14 protein-coding genes are annotated in these 13,091 nt (G+C 65.5%); all 14 read right to left on the bottom strand.

Features of this window, described 5'->3' with window-relative positions:
- Positions 1–41 precede the first annotated feature (41 nt).
- From HBO12_RS01595 to HBO12_RS01530, 14 genes are read right to left on the bottom strand one after another with little or no spacing between them, the layout of a single operon-like run.
- A complete protein-coding gene (locus tag HBO12_RS01595; RefSeq protein WP_170041238.1) occupies positions 42–1,943 on the bottom strand; it encodes an acyl-CoA synthetase in 1,902 nt (633 codons plus the stop codon).
- 4 nt (positions 1,944–1,947) lie between these two features.
- Positions 1,948–2,166, bottom strand: coding sequence for a hypothetical protein (locus tag HBO12_RS01590; protein ID WP_262376872.1), 219 nt, complete (start codon positions 2,164–2,166; stop codon positions 1,948–1,950).
- A gap of 46 nt (positions 2,167–2,212) precedes the next feature.
- Positions 2,213–2,884 (bottom strand): type II secretion system protein N, encoded by a 672-nt coding sequence (gene gspN, locus HBO12_RS01585; protein ID WP_170041237.1) that lies wholly within the window; start codon positions 2,882–2,884, stop codon positions 2,213–2,215.
- Positions 2,881–3,312: a type II secretion system protein GspM gene (gene gspM / locus HBO12_RS01580; protein ID WP_170041236.1), complete on the bottom strand. Its 432-nt coding sequence runs from the start codon at positions 3,310–3,312 to the stop codon at positions 2,881–2,883. Before gspM ends, gspN begins: the two co-directional genes overlap by 4 nt.
- Positions 3,309–4,418 carry a GspL/Epsl periplasmic domain-containing protein gene (locus tag HBO12_RS01575; protein WP_169953003.1) on the bottom strand — a complete coding sequence of 370 codons (1,110 nt, stop codon included), beginning with the start codon at positions 4,416–4,418 and terminating at the stop codon, positions 3,309–3,311. The genes gspM and HBO12_RS01575 overlap by 4 nt, the downstream gene beginning before the upstream one ends.
- 14 nt (positions 4,419–4,432) lie before the next feature.
- A complete protein-coding gene (locus HBO12_RS01570) occupies positions 4,433–5,023 on the bottom strand; it encodes a prepilin-type N-terminal cleavage/methylation domain-containing protein (protein ID WP_169953002.1) in 591 nt (196 codons plus the stop codon).
- Positions 5,020–5,385: a type II secretion system protein gene (locus HBO12_RS01565; protein ID WP_169953000.1), complete on the bottom strand. Its 366-nt coding sequence runs from the start codon at positions 5,383–5,385 to the stop codon at positions 5,020–5,022. Before HBO12_RS01565 ends, HBO12_RS01570 begins: the two co-directional genes overlap by 4 nt.
- Entirely contained in the window at positions 5,382–5,831 is a 450-nt protein-coding gene (gspH, locus tag HBO12_RS01560) for a type II secretion system minor pseudopilin GspH (RefSeq protein WP_169952998.1), read from the bottom strand. Before gspH ends, HBO12_RS01565 begins: the two co-directional genes overlap by 4 nt.
- 2 nt (positions 5,832–5,833) lie before the next feature.
- On the bottom strand, positions 5,834–6,292 hold the full coding sequence (gene gspG / locus HBO12_RS01555; RefSeq protein ID WP_371128903.1) for a type II secretion system major pseudopilin GspG: 459 nt from the start codon (positions 6,290–6,292) through the stop codon (positions 5,834–5,836).
- 29 nt (positions 6,293–6,321) lie between these two features.
- A complete protein-coding gene (gspF, locus tag HBO12_RS01550; protein ID WP_170041235.1) occupies positions 6,322–7,524 on the bottom strand; it encodes a type II secretion system inner membrane protein GspF in 1,203 nt (400 codons plus the stop codon).
- A complete protein-coding gene (locus HBO12_RS01545) occupies positions 7,524–8,972 on the bottom strand; it encodes a GspE/PulE family protein (RefSeq protein WP_169953306.1) in 1,449 nt (482 codons plus the stop codon). The genes gspF and HBO12_RS01545 overlap by 1 nt, the downstream gene beginning before the upstream one ends.
- A 5-nt stretch (positions 8,973–8,977) precedes the next feature.
- Positions 8,978–10,927 (bottom strand): type II secretion system secretin GspD, encoded by a 1,950-nt coding sequence (gene gspD / locus HBO12_RS01540; protein ID WP_463671598.1) that lies wholly within the window; start codon positions 10,925–10,927, stop codon positions 8,978–8,980.
- A 7-nt stretch (positions 10,928–10,934) separates the two neighbouring features.
- Complete coding sequence (locus HBO12_RS01535; RefSeq protein WP_170041234.1) at positions 10,935–11,378, bottom strand: pilus assembly protein PilZ; 444 nt, start codon at positions 11,376–11,378, stop codon at positions 10,935–10,937.
- Positions 11,351–13,003 (bottom strand): bifunctional UDP-sugar hydrolase/5'-nucleotidase, encoded by a 1,653-nt coding sequence (locus tag HBO12_RS01530; RefSeq protein WP_170041233.1) that lies wholly within the window; start codon positions 13,001–13,003, stop codon positions 11,351–11,353. The genes HBO12_RS01535 and HBO12_RS01530 overlap by 28 nt, the downstream gene beginning before the upstream one ends.
- Between the last annotated feature and the right edge of the window lie 88 nt (positions 13,004–13,091).

The following is a 13,091-nucleotide window of genomic DNA, read 5'->3' as shown; positions in this document are numbered from 1 at the left end:
CGATAGACAACTTTTGCGCTTCGAACAGCCCGATAACCGCCCTATGCGCAATGCACCACATAACGCACGGCAAACCCGCCCAGGCGCTGATCCAATTGCTCGCGCTGGATCGCGCTAAGGTTTGGCACATGAATATCCACGCGCTGCCCGTGGCGCTCGTCACTGTGGGCTTCCACCCGGCTTACCGCCGCGACCTGCCACACCTCATCTTCGAACACCCGCCGGATCGCATCCAGGCGCAAAGCGGGCTTGAAGGTCTTGCCCACGGCGGTCAGCGGAATCTGCTCCACCAACCAGATGTTCTTGGGCACCGCCGCACGTTCATGAATGTGCTGTGTGGCGTGCTCCAGCAACTGGGCCTCGCTAGCGTGCTCGCCGGCCTTGAGCTGCACATACACCACCGGCAGTTCCCCGACCCTGATATCCGGCTTGCCGACTGCGGCGGCCAGCGCTACGCACGGATGGCGATGCAGCGCCTCTTCGATCATCTGCGGGTCGATATTATGGCCACCGCGAATAATCAGATCCTTGCTGCGACCGGTCAGCCAGATATAGCCATCGGCATCGATGCGCCCCAGGTCGCCGGTATTGAACCAGTCACCATCCAGCCAGATACCTGTGTTCTTGTCCGCTTGCAGATAGCCCTTGAACACCGTCGGGCCGCGCAGGCACAGGGTCCCCGGCTCATCGGTCGCGGCGTCACGCCAATAGTTGCCGGCGCTGTCGAGCACCACGATCTTGACCTGGCAATACGGCAGGCGCAGGCCAATGGAACCGGGCCGGCGCTCGCCCTCATAAGGGTTGCAGGCCGTGGCGCAGGTGCCTTCGGTCAAGCCATAACCTTCGATGATGCGCAGCCCCGTGCGGGCTTCGAACTGGCGGATCAGTTCCACCGGCATTGGCGCTGCACCGCAGAGCGCAAAGCGCAGGCTGGAAACGTCGATACCGTCATTTGGGATCTGCAGCAGTGCCGCATAGATGGTGGGCACCCCACTGAAACTGCTGACCCGGTAGCGCTCCACCAGCTTCCAGAAGTCCTTGATCAAGGCCGGGTTACGGTAACCCTGGGGCCCGGCCAGCAACACCTGGGCTCCGTAATGGAATGCGGCGAGACCGGTGACCATCACCCCATTGACGTGAAACAGCGGTAACCCGCATAGCAGCACGTCGTCCGGTACGTAGCGCCCATGCAAGCCAATGATCTTGGCCATCGCCACTTCGTTGAAGTGGCTGTGGGGGGCCAGTTTCGGGGTGCCAGTGGTGCCGCCCGTGTGAAAGTAGGAGGCGATATCGTCCGGCTGGATAACCCGCCCGCTTTCCAGGTGATCGGCCGGGGCGGCGGCTAGCAGTTCATCGAAGTCCAGGACGCCTGCGGGCATCGGTGGCCGCTGGGCTCTTACAGCGCTGCGTTGCGGCTCCGGCAACAGGTTGGCGAGGTCGACCGTCACAATCGTGGGCATCTGTGGCAAAAAGTCTGCCAGGGCCGCCACTTTCTGCCATAGGTCGGTACCGGGGAACGGTGCCAGTGTGACCAGCACCGAGGTATTGGAAGCACGGATCAGCTCTGCAATGTGCTCAGGCTCAAGCAACGGGTTGATCGCATTGACGATCCCCGCCGCCTCTGCACCCCAAATCACAAAGTGCGTCTGCGGCAAGTTAGGCAGCAGGAAAGATACCGCCTGGCCCGGGCGCAAGCCCAGACGATGCAAGGCGTTGGCGGTTTGTGTGACCTTGGCAAAAAGCTCGGCATAGCTGATACGCCAGGGCTGATCCTCGATGCTGCCCGTCGGTAGAAAACACAAGGCTGGCAGATCGGCAAAGCGTTCGGCGGCACGCTGCAACAACTCATAGGTACTGCCAGGCAAGTCGCGCTCGGCCAACGGGTATTGTTGCTCGAAGACTTGGATGTCGCTCAACCGGGCAAGGGAAACAGGACTGTTCATGGGTTTAATGTTCTTCCGTGTTTTTTACAAAGGGCGCCAGGGTCGTGTGCTGGCACTGCTCGGTGAAACGCAGCAGACCCGGATCCAGCAACCCCTTCTGCTCACTGCAAAGTTGCGCTGCCAAATCCAAGGCCCCAGCGTAGACCACGGTTTTGCACAACTCCAGTGGGTCGGCCTCGACATGCACGCCCAACTGCACCAGGCGCCCTACCGCCTGGGCCACGTGGGGATGTAGCCAAAGGTCGGCTCGAGTCCCGGCAAAACGGCGCCTACTGGACTAACGGTTTACCCAGCACCTTGCTGAAGCTTTGTGCAGCCGGTTGCAGCCACCGCGCCTGCACCAGCAACGGGGTCACGGCGGCCCCCGGTTCAATCTGCCCGTCCACCTGCACGCGCTGGGAGTCGACTTGGATCTTGAAATGGTGCTCGGCCGCCAGTTGCAGGTCCGCCAGCAATCGCAGGCCATCCCTGCACTGCAACTCGATCCGGGTATTGCCCAGCTTGACCAGCCACGGGCTCAACAGCGCCAGGTCGTGCCCCAGCAATTCACCGTCGGTGTTACGGCAACCCGCTCCGGCGCCATTGACCTGCAATCGCCCGTCCCAACGCCCGTCCAGCACGAACATCGGTGGCGGCAAGGCGCTGACCGCACGCGGGGCCAGTTGCGCCTGCCAGTTCCACGGCCAGCCATGGATCGACAGCTCCCAGATGCGTTGCGCAAAGCCCAGGTTCACCTGCGCCGCCCACGGACGGATGTTCCAGTCCACCGGCGCCAGGGCACCGACGCGCGCTGCGCGGCCAGTCCACAGGCTGCCCACCACGCCGCTGGGCTGCCAGCCGGTCGGCCAGGGCAGCTGGCGGGCAACGAAGGCGGCCGGCAGCTCCAGCAGCACGGTCAGGCTGAACACCACAATCGCCCACAGGATCACCGCGCGACTCATGGCCGCGCCGCCACTTCCAGGCTGAAGGCATAGCCCTGGCCGCCACCCTGCTCCAGGCTCCACTGCACGGGTCGCCCACCCTGCTCCTGCACCGTCCGCAGCAGCAGTTGCAGGGCCTGGGGCCCCGGCAGCTCGCCTTGCAATTGCCAGCGATCGCCTTGCTGTTCAACGCGGGTCAGCACCCATTGGCGCGACACCGCCAGGGCCTGCCACTGTTCGTTGGAAAACGCCGCTGGCGGTACCAGTGCGCCGGCCTGTTGCGCCAACGCCTGCCACTGGCGTGCATCCTGCCAGGCCGCCAGCAGCGGCCGGGTCAACAGCACCAGCAGCAACAGCACGACGGTCGACCAGCCAGCCAACAGGTCATAGCGGCGCTTGGGCGGCAGTTGGTTGAAGTGGGCCAGGTACTCCTGCATCCGGGCTTTCATGGTTGTTCTCCCAGATCAAAACTCAGGTGCAATTGACCGGCGACACTTTGCGCCTCGTCAGTCCATTGCGCGCCGGCAGCCTGGGCCATGGCCTGCCATTCGCCGGGCAGCGGCCGGGGGCCATTGCCGCGCAAGGCCAGGCGCCAACGGCTGCCGTCAAACTCGATGCGCGACACCGACCAGCCTGGCTGCTGTTGCAGCCAGCCGGAGAGCGCCTGCTCCAGGGCGACGATCTGTTGCTGGCGCACCTGCCAGTCGCTCGCCTCGCCCTGCACTCGCGCCAGCGCCACGCGCGCCTGTTGCGGGTTGTTGGCAGGCCCGGCCAGCGCCCGGACCTGGGCTTTCCAAACATCAACCTGGCGCAGGCTCTGCACCAGATACACCGCGCCCCAACACGCCGCCAGCGCCACGCAAGCCAGCAGCAAGCGGCGCTGTACGCCGCTCATCAGTGGCGCTCGAGTCACCCGTGTGCGCGGCCCCCGCGTGCCTTCCAGCACACTGGGCAACTGCTCCAGGCGCGCCAGGCGTGACGGCCAGTCGCCCTCTTGGGTCTCGCCAGGCAGGTCGCGCCAGGCCTGGGGCAGGCGCTCACCCAATACCGGCGGCCACACCAACCATTGCCGGGAATGCGCCTTGAGGTAGCGCACCGATTCGCGCCGCCACTCCACTACCTGCCCTGGCTCTGCTGGCGGCAACAACTGCAAATCCGCCCAGCCATGGGTGATGTGCAGCCCCAGCGCAGCACACTCGGCCAGCCATTGCTGGACCTGCTCGCGATGCATCACCAACAACTCCAACTGCCCGGCCTCGCGGGACAGGCAACTGACCAGCAACGCTTCGGCGGGCTGCTGCGCATATTCTTCAAACAATTGCGGCCATTCGTGACGCTTGAGCCCCGGCGGCGCCGGCAGGCAGAAATGGCTGCAATCGAGCGCTGGAATAATCAAGGCGCCCGGCAGTTGCAGCAGTGCGGACGGTGGCGGCCAGGTGCCGCTTGCGCAAGCCTGTTGCGCGCTGTAGTGCAACCACTGCCAGCGGCCCTCGGCGGTGGCCGGCGGGCGCACCAGCAACCATTCCCGTGGCTTGGCCCGCAGACGCTCAAACATGCCTGCGCTCCGGCTCATGGCTGGGTATCGGGCAAGGCGAAAGTACAGACATAAGGGGCTCCATGGTGCTCGAACTCGATCCGCACGCCGCGATTGGGCTGGGCGGCAACAGTAGAAGGAAAGGCCAGCCAGCGCGTGCCCTGGTAAAAACTGAATGTGGCGCGCTCGACCGGCGCCAATGACGCCTTGAGTTCCCAGCGCGGCTTGTCGGCGGCGTACAGGTCGGCCGAGACCAACAGGTTCAAGCGCTGCTGGCGCGCATCGAACAGCAGGCGCTGGCGTTGCACGCGCGACGCGCCCTCTGCCGGCGGCCAGGCGCCCAGGGCCACCCACTGCAGTTGCCCAAGGCTCGGCTGCCACTCCAGCCAGGCCAGGTCCAGGGGCAAGCGCTGCTCGTACAACTGGCGCAACACCAAGGCGTCGAAGCGGCGCTCCAGGGCCATGCAGAACTCCAATACCTGAGGTTCGCTGCCCGGCTCCTCCAGACGCTCACGCACTTTGACCCAGCCATTGACCAAGGCCGCCAGCAACACCCCGACCACCGCCGTGAGGGCCATCGCCACCAATAGCTCGATGAGGGTCAAGCCGCGCTGCGCCGCCTTCATGGACGCACCAGGAACAGGCTGAACTGACCCAGGGGCTGACGCTGCTGGGGATCGGCAAATAAGCTCAACTCACCCCGGCGCAAGCGATTGACCCCGGTATTGCCCAGGGTCAGTTGCCAATGACAGGTGGCATTCCCCTGGCGCAACTCGCCGCTCACTGCATTGATCTGCGGCCAGTACTGCTCCACGCCAAACCGCGTTTCCAGCTCCCGTGCGCACAAACTGCCGAGGCGATGTTGCGCCACGGCCTGGTGGGTAGCGATGCGCTGGCGCAACAGCTGGCTGACCATCACCGCCATCAACGCGGCAATCCCCAGGGCGACCATGACTTCAAGCAAGGTAAAACCACGCTGGCGCTTCATGGCAGGGTCGCGATATGCAAGGTGTTGTCTGCTTGCCATTGCCAGCGCTCGCGGCCCTCGGCCCAGCGCCAGGTCAGTGATACCGGGCGGGCCAGCCCCGATGGGGTGAACATCACCTGGGGCTCGCGGCTCACCGGCCAGTCAGGTTGCAAGCCGGCTGGCCAGGGTGCGCCGCGCGACGCTTGAACCTGCCACCCAGGCGCTGCGCGCCCGGCCTGCCAGCGCACAAACTCCGGGCTGCGACCGTTCCAGCGCAAGCCCAGCAACTGCCCGGCATGCCGGGCCTGGGCGGCCTGGCTGCGCGCTTCGCTGGCCAGTTGAGCCAGGGCCTGGCGCATCGGCGCCTGGCCGGCATCCAGATAGGCCACCCCCAGGGCGCTGAACAAGCCGACGATCAACAACACCACCAGCATTTCCAGGAGCGAAAACCCGCGACTGCGCTGCATGCCTAGAGGTCCCAGTTACCGATATCGGCATCGGTGCCTTCGCCGCCTTGCTGGCCGTCGGCTCCCAGTGAGAACAGATCCACCCGCCCATGCTGCCCAGGCGTGCGGTAGCCATAGGCATTGCCCCATGGGTCCTCGGGCAGGCGGCGGATGTAGCCGTCGGCACGCCAACTGCGCGGCAAGGGCTCCAGGCTCGGCTTGCTGACCAGCGCCTGCAAACCCTGCTCGGAGGTGGGGAACCGCAGGTTGTCGAGGCGGTACATGTCCAGTGCCTGCTCCAGGGTCGCCAGGTCGGCCAGGGCCTTCTGGCGCATGGCTTTGTCCTGGCTGCCAAGCACGCTGGGGGCGACCACCGCGATCAGCAGGCCGATGATAAAAATCACCACCATGATTTCCATCAGGGTGAAGCCGCGTTCGCGACGCTTGACCGCACGATTGCCAGGCATGGCGTGCTTTTCCATTTCATGTTCTCCGTTTTCAGGTTGTCTGTTCAAAGGCTCAGGCCCTGATTGAGCTGCATGATCGGCAACAGCACCGCCAGCACGATGAACAGCACCACCGCGCCCATCAGCAGAATCATCAGGGGTTCGAATAACGCCAGCAGCAGGTCGACCTGGCGCGCAAACCCACGCTCCTGGTTGTCGGCGACGCGCTCCAGCATGTCGGGCAAGGTGCCGCTGGCCTCGCCGCTGGCGACCATGTTCAGCAGCATCGGCGGGAAATGCCCACTGGCACTGAGGGCGCGATACAGGGTCACACCGCCTTCGACCTGTGCACGCACCGCTACCAGGGACTGGTGGATCTGCCGGTTGCCGACCGTAGCGGTGGCCACCTCCAGGGACTCGAGCAACGGCACGCCACTGCCGAGCAGAATCGCCAGGCTGCGCGAGACCCGCGCGCTTTCCAGCACCGACAGCAGCACGCCAATGCGTGGCAAGCGCAACGCCAGGCTGTCGCGACGCAAACGCCATACCGCCTGGCGCAGCAACACCCGCGCGCCCAGCGCCAGCAGCAAGCCCAGCCCCAGCAACCACGGGCCGAGCATCACCAGGCCCTCGCTGGCGCCGATCAGCACCCGGGTAATCAGCGGCAGGCTTTGCCCGGTGTGGCTGAACTGCTCGGTGAGCTTGGGCACCACAAAAGTCATCAGGCCGATCACCACCGCCAGCGACACCAGGATCAACACCGCCGGGTAGATCAACGCCGTGCGCGCCTTGTGCCGTTGTTTCTGCACCTGTTCCAGGTGCTCGGCCAACCGCTCCAGCACCGGCGCCAATTTGCCCGAGCGCTCGCCGGCCTCGACCAGTGCGCAATACAGCGTATTGAACTGACCACCCTGGCGGCGCAGGCTCTGGGCCAGGCTCAAGCCTTCGCCCAGGGCGCCGCGCACCGCCACCAGCAGGTTGCGAATCGCCGGTTCCGCCAACTGGCGTTCCAGGGTGGCCAAGGCATCCACCAAGGGGATGCCGGCGCTCAACAGCGTGGCCAACTGGCGGGTCAACTCGCACAGCTGTCCATGGTTCAAGCGTTGCCCGCGCGGGCTCGACAGGCTTGCGCCCTGCACCTGCAACTCACGGGCAAACAGGCCCTGCTCGCGCAGCAGTTGCCGGGCATGGCGCTCGCTTTCTGCCTGGATGCTGGCTTTGCGGCGATTGCCGCGCAGGTCCAGCGCCTGGTAGCGGTAGGTCGGCATCAGTCGCGCACCGCACGCAGGACCTGCTCCAGGCTGGTTTCGCCACGGCGCAGGCATTCGGTGGCCATGGCGGTCAGGCTCTGGCGCTTGTCGGCGAGGTATTCGTGCATGGCCGCTTCGCTGGCGCCGTCGTACAGCAGGCTGATCAAGCCGGCATCCAGGGTGATGAATTCATAGAGGCCGATCCGCCCGTGGTAGCCACTGCCCTGGCAGTCGTCGCAGCCCTGGGGGTGAAAGCTCTGATCCAGCGTCGCCAGCTCCGGCCACAACTGGCGCTCGGCGGCCTGCAACGGCGCCGGCGTTGCGCAATGGCACAGGCGCCGCACCAGACGCTGGGCCATCACGCCCTTGAGGCTGGAGGCGATCAAAAAGGGCTCGATGCCCATGTCGCGCAACCGCGTGACGGCGCCCACCGCGCTGTTGGTGTGCAGCGTCGACAGCACCAGGTGCCCGGTAAGGCTGGCCTGCACGGCGATCTGTGCGGTCTCCTGGTCACGGATTTCGCCGAGCATGATCACGTCCGGGTCCTGGCGCAGGATCGCCCGCAGGCCGCTGGCGAAGGTCATGCCGGCGCGCGGGTTGATCGCGGTCTGGCCGATGCCGGTAATCGCGTATTCCACCGGGTCTTCGACAGTGAGGATGTTGCACGAGCCGTCGTTCAGCGCATTGAGGCTGGCATACAGCGTGGTGGTCTTGCCCGAGCCGGTGGGCCCGGTGCTCAGCAAGATCCCGTTGGGCCGCGACAGGCAAGCGCGCAGGGCCTGCTCGACGGCAGCGGGCATGCCTAGGTTGTTCAGGTCCAGCAGGTTGGCCTGTTTGTCCAGTACGCGCATTACCACGCGCTCGCCGTGGATGCCAGGCAACGTCGAGACCCGGATATCCACCTCGCGCCCGCCGGAGCGCAAGGTGATGCGCCCGTCCTGGGGCTGGCGCTTCTCAGCGATATCCAGGCGCGCCATGACCTTGATCCGCGACACCAACATGGCCGACAAGGCCCGTGGCGGACGCAGGATTTCGCGCAGATGGCCGTCCACCCGCAGGCGCACCACCAGGCTCTGCTCGAAGGTCTCGATGTGGATATCCGAGGCGCGCAAGCGCAGGCCTTCGGCGAACAGGCCGTTGATCAGGCGGATCACCGGCGCTTCGTTGTCACTCTCCAACAGGTCTTCGATCCGTGGCAGTTCGTTGATCAGGCTATCGAGATCGACCTGCTCGCCGATGCCCTCGATCAACGCCGCCGTGGCCGACTCGCCGGCCTGGTACAAGGCCCCCAGGCGCAGTTCGTATTGCGCCGGGTCGAGGTGCTCGACCAGCGTCGGCAGGCCATGCACGCGCAATACTTCCTGCAAGGCGTCGGTGTCGACATCCTCGCGCAGGCACAGGGTCCAGCCCTGCGCACCCGGAGCCCGCGCCAAGCCCGCCTGGCGCGCCAGTCGATAGGGCAACAACGTACTCACCACACGCCCTCGTCGAGGCGCTCGCGGCTGGCCGGGAACAGGCGCAGCAAGGCGTTGTTATCGGAGATCGCGGGCAATGCCAGGTTCGAGTTGACCTTGAGGTTGCGGTATTTCTCGCTGCTCAATTGGGCCAGGGTCTCGCCGTCGCGCATGATCCGCGGGCGGATGAACACCATCAGGTTCTGCTTGGTGCGCTGGCTGGCGTTGGAGCGAAACAGCCGCCCGACCCCAGGGATATCGCCGAGCCACGGCACACGCTGGTCACTGTTCTTGGCCTCGTCGCCGATCAGCCCGCCGAGCACCACCAGGCCGTTGTCTTCGACCATGACCTTGGTCTTGATCTCGCGCTTGTTGGTGATCACATCGCTGGCGCCGGTGCTGTCGGCAATCGACGAGACCTCTTGCACAATGTCCAGGCGCACGGTGTTGTCGATATTGATCTGCGGCTTGATCCGCAGCTTGATCCCCACTTCCTTGCGCTCGATGGTCTGGTAGGGGTTGGTGTTGTTCTGCGTTACCGAGCCCGTCACAAACGGTACTTCCTGGCCGACCAGGATCGATGCTTCGGCGTTGTCCAGGGTCAGCAGGGTCGGGGTCGAGAGCAGGTTGAAGCCACTTTCGCTCTTCAGCGCATTGAGCAGTGCGAGGAAGTTCAGTCCGCCGCCGTTGAGCTTGCCAAAGCCTGCGGTGGCGCCGGGTACATTGGCCAACAGCTTGCCCAGGCCTGCGGTGTCGCCGCTGGCAGCGGCGCCCGCCAGGCCGGCGATGCTCGTCCCGCCGTTGGTGAAGTTCACCGCGCCGCCGCCAAAGGAGTCGCCCAAAAACAGCCATTGCACGCCCAGCTCCTGGGCGCGGGTGTCGGAGACTTCGGCGATGATTGCTTCCACCACCACTTGGGCGCGGCGGATATCCAGTTGTTCAACGATGGTGCGGTAGGCGGCGATTTCGCTGTCCGGGCCGACCATCACCACGGCGTTGGTGCCCTCCTCAGACTCCATGCGAATCCCCGAGGCGCTGACCGCCATCTGCTTGGGCGCGCCTTCCGTGGGCACGCCCTCGCCTCCGGCGCCTGGGGTGTCCTGGCTCAAGCCGCGCAACACCTTGACCACTTCGGCGGCATTGGCATGACGCAGGTACATCACCACAGTATTCGATGGACGCAAGGCAGTCTGCGGCTGATCCAATTGCTTGAGCAGCGCACGCACCCGTTGGCGGCTGTCGGCACTGCCGCGCACCAGCAACGCATTGCTGCGCGGGTCGGCAACCACCTGCGCGCCATCGGCGCCCTGCTCGCGGGCCAACAGGCGGGTCATTAATTGCGCGGTGTCGTTGGCGCCGGCGTTGACCAGGGGCAGCACTTCCAGGGGTTCCTGGCTGACCTGGTCGAGTTGCTGCAACAGCGCGTCAATACGGTCGAGGTTGCTGCGCCAGTCGGTGATCACCAACAGGTTGGCCGACGGGTACGGGCTGATCACTCCCACCCGAGGGTCAATCAGCGGCTTGAGGATATTGAGCATCTGTTCACTGGCGGCGTTGCGCACGCTGAATACCCGGGTGGCCATGCCATCGTTGGCTTGCACGGCCTGGCGCGCAGACTCCACCGGTACCGGCTCCAGGCGCGCGGCCTGGTCCGGCACGATCTTCACGCTGCCATTGGGCAGGTTGACCGCAGCAAAACCCTGGGCGCGCAACTGGGCGAGGAAGATGTCGTAGATGGCCTCGCTGCCGAGCATATCCAGGCTGCGCACCGTGACCTTGCCCTTGACCCGTGGGTCGATGATGAAGGTGGTGTTGGTGATGCGCGATACGCTGTCGATGAAGTCGGTGAGTTCGGTGTCGATGAAGTTCACTTCATACAAGGCCGGCGCTTCTTCGGCGTGGGCCGGGGTCACGCTCAAGGCCAGGCACAGTGCGCTCAGGCCCAGGCATTTATTGATCATGTGCATCGTCGGTTCATTCCTTGCGCTTGAGGCCGATCACCGGTCGCTCAGTCGGCCATGGCAAGCGCTCGCGCTGCCCTTGATTGTCGAAAATCAGCCCGCGTTCATCGATGTCCTGCAAGACGATGCCCGGGGCCAGGCGCTGACCCAGGGTCAGCGTGCGTTCTTGTTGCTGATAGCGCAGCACCAGGACCGTGGCACGCAACGGCGTGGCCTTGAGGCTGCCCAGGTAATCGACCTTGAGCGTGGTCAACGGCAGGTCGTCGCTGGGTGCCTGGCGCGGTGTCCAGTGGCTGCTCAACAAGTCGGCAACCGGCGCCGCTGGCGCGTAAGGCACGACCGGCTGGGCGATGCCGTGCCACAGTTGCAACACACATTGCGCTGCGAGCCAGGCCAGCAGTGTTGCCAGCAACAGGTTGCCCCCACGGCTCAACTGACCAGGCTCCGTGGATGCCATCCCGGATGCCCCTGCACATAGCGCACATCTGGCAGTTGCAACGGCGCCAGTTGCCAGTCCGCCGGCTGCTCGCGCAACCAGCCTTCGAGGTGTTGCCACAGCGGTTGCCCGGCATCGGCGGCAAAGCCCAGGCCAAAGGTGCGGCAGGTGCCGAGCGGTTCGGCAAACTCACTGACCCGCTTGCCGCCAGGGCTATAGGTGACCTGCCAGGGCTGGCCGAGCCAGCGCGGCAGGTCCTGGCTGTTATCCAGCAGCAGTGGCTCGCCAAACAGTTGCTCGGCGCCGTTTTCCAGGACCTGGCGCACCTGCTGCGCCGGGACATCCACGACCGGCGCTGGGTAACTGGCACTCAGGCTGATCAGGTGTTCGCGGGTAATCATCTGGCCGCGGGCCAGGGGGCTGTCGTAGCGCAGGCCTGGCAGCAGCACCGCGCTCTTGGGCTCGCGGGCCAGGGCCTGGTGCAACAGGCGATCCCAACTGCCGGCGCGCACATCGCGGCGCCAGAGGTTTTCCGGGGCCTTGGCCAGGGGTTGGTCGAGCCAGGCGGCGTGGGCGGCGCGCTGTTGTTGCAAGCGTGGTTGCAGGCGCTGGGCGTGGGCCTGGGCGGTAGCGTCCAACGCGCTGGCCTGGGCGGGAAAGAAGCGCGCATCGAAGCGCCATTGCCCCGCCTGCGCCTGGCAGCGGATGCGGAAGGCGCCGCTGGCCCGGGTCCCGCCCAGCACCACCGGTACGCGCTTGCCGGTGCTTTGCAGGATTTCTACCGGCTGCGGCCACAGGTCCTGGCCACGGGCGCACAACATCAAGTCCACCTGGCCCAGGCGCTCGGCCAGCCAGAACCCCGGCCCGGTGCCGACATCGGCCAGGGCCACCACCAGGTCGGCTTCTTCACGGGCCTGGGCAAGCACCGGTTGCAGGCTGTGCAACCACTGTTTCAAGGAGGCTTGCTGGTCCCGCGCATAAGGGTCGGTGATGCCGACTACGGCGATGCGCACGCCGCCCCGGCGGAACACCTGCATGCCTGGGGTGGCCAGGCGTTGCGCACTGGCGCTGGCCAGCCCGGCGCCAAGTACCGGGTGGCCGAATTGCTGATACAGGCCCTGGCATTGTTCGGGCCACAGCACGCGTTCATCGCTGCTGACCCGCACTTCACTGCCGAGCAATTGGCTGCCCTGGACCCCGGACAGGCCACGGGTCAGGTACGCCAGGCCGCTGCCGTTCCAGCACTGGCCGTTTTCCAGGGTCAGGCTATTCTCAGGCCCTGCCTCATCACGCAGGCGTTGCAACACGGCACCGAGTACCGCGTAGCCACCGGTTTGCACACCGTCACTTAAGGAGGCATCCAGCAGGCCATCCAACTGGCTACCGTCAGCCTGGCGAAAACGCGCATTGGCCCCGGTGATCCACGGCGCCTGGCCGATCCGTGTCGCCGGCCCCAGGCGTGTGGCGGGCACCACCGGGCGACCCGGCAGGCGTGCATCGAGGGTGTCGGCGATATACAGCAGGTCGACCGGCTGGCTGTCTGCAGGCCCCGCCGCAGCCCCCAGGCTAGAGCAGCCGGCCAGCCACGGCGCACAGGCCCCCAGCGTCATCCATCCCAATACATCGCGCCGCACCATTGAAGCCATTGTTCTCTCACCCTAGGGCTAACTCTGCTTTAAGGGCGGCATAGTGGGGGTCAATTAATGACGGTTTAATGTCAGTTTTTTAACAGGA

This window comes from Pseudomonas sp. WS 5059 (assembly GCF_012985525.1).
Taxonomy (GTDB): Bacteria; Pseudomonadota; Gammaproteobacteria; order Pseudomonadales; family Pseudomonadaceae; genus Aquipseudomonas.
Note: the sequence above shows the minus strand (reverse complement) of the source record. Positions and strands in the feature narration are given on the sequence as shown.

Bases quoted from the DNA above. Each gene is read 5' to 3' on its own strand.
- HBO12_RS01595 (WP_170041238.1), bottom strand. From the start codon at position 1,943: ATGAACAGTCCTGTTTCCCTTGCCCGGTTGAGCGACATCCAAGTCTTC.
- gspN (WP_170041237.1), bottom strand. From the start codon at position 2,884: ATGAGTCGCGCGGTGATCCTGTGGGCGATTGTGGTGTTCAGCCTGACC.
- gspM (WP_170041236.1), bottom strand. From the start codon at position 3,312: ATGAAAGCCCGGATGCAGGAGTACCTGGCCCACTTCAACCAACTGCCG.
- HBO12_RS01575 (WP_169953003.1), bottom strand. From the start codon at position 4,418: ATGTTTGAGCGTCTGCGGGCCAAGCCACGGGAATGGTTGCTGGTGCGC.
- HBO12_RS01570 (WP_169953002.1), bottom strand. From the start codon at position 5,023: ATGAAGGCGGCGCAGCGCGGCTTGACCCTCATCGAGCTATTGGTGGCG.
- HBO12_RS01565 (WP_169953000.1), bottom strand. From the start codon at position 5,385: ATGAAGCGCCAGCGTGGTTTTACCTTGCTTGAAGTCATGGTCGCCCTG.
- gspH (WP_169952998.1), bottom strand. From the start codon at position 5,831: ATGCAGCGCAGTCGCGGGTTTTCGCTCCTGGAAATGCTGGTGGTGTTG.
- gspG (WP_371128903.1), bottom strand. From the start codon at position 6,292: ATGGAAAAGCACGCCATGCCTGGCAATCGTGCGGTCAAGCGTCGCGAA.
- gspF (WP_170041235.1), bottom strand. From the start codon at position 7,524: ATGCCGACCTACCGCTACCAGGCGCTGGACCTGCGCGGCAATCGCCGC.
- gspD (WP_463671598.1), bottom strand. From the start codon at position 10,927: ATGCACATGATCAATAAATGCCTGGGCCTGAGCGCACTGTGCCTGGCC.
- HBO12_RS01535 (WP_170041234.1), bottom strand. From the start codon at position 11,378: ATGGCATCCACGGAGCCTGGTCAGTTGAGCCGTGGGGGCAACCTGTTG.
- HBO12_RS01530 (WP_170041233.1), bottom strand. From the start codon at position 13,003: ATGGCTTCAATGGTGCGGCGCGATGTATTGGGATGGATGACGCTGGGG.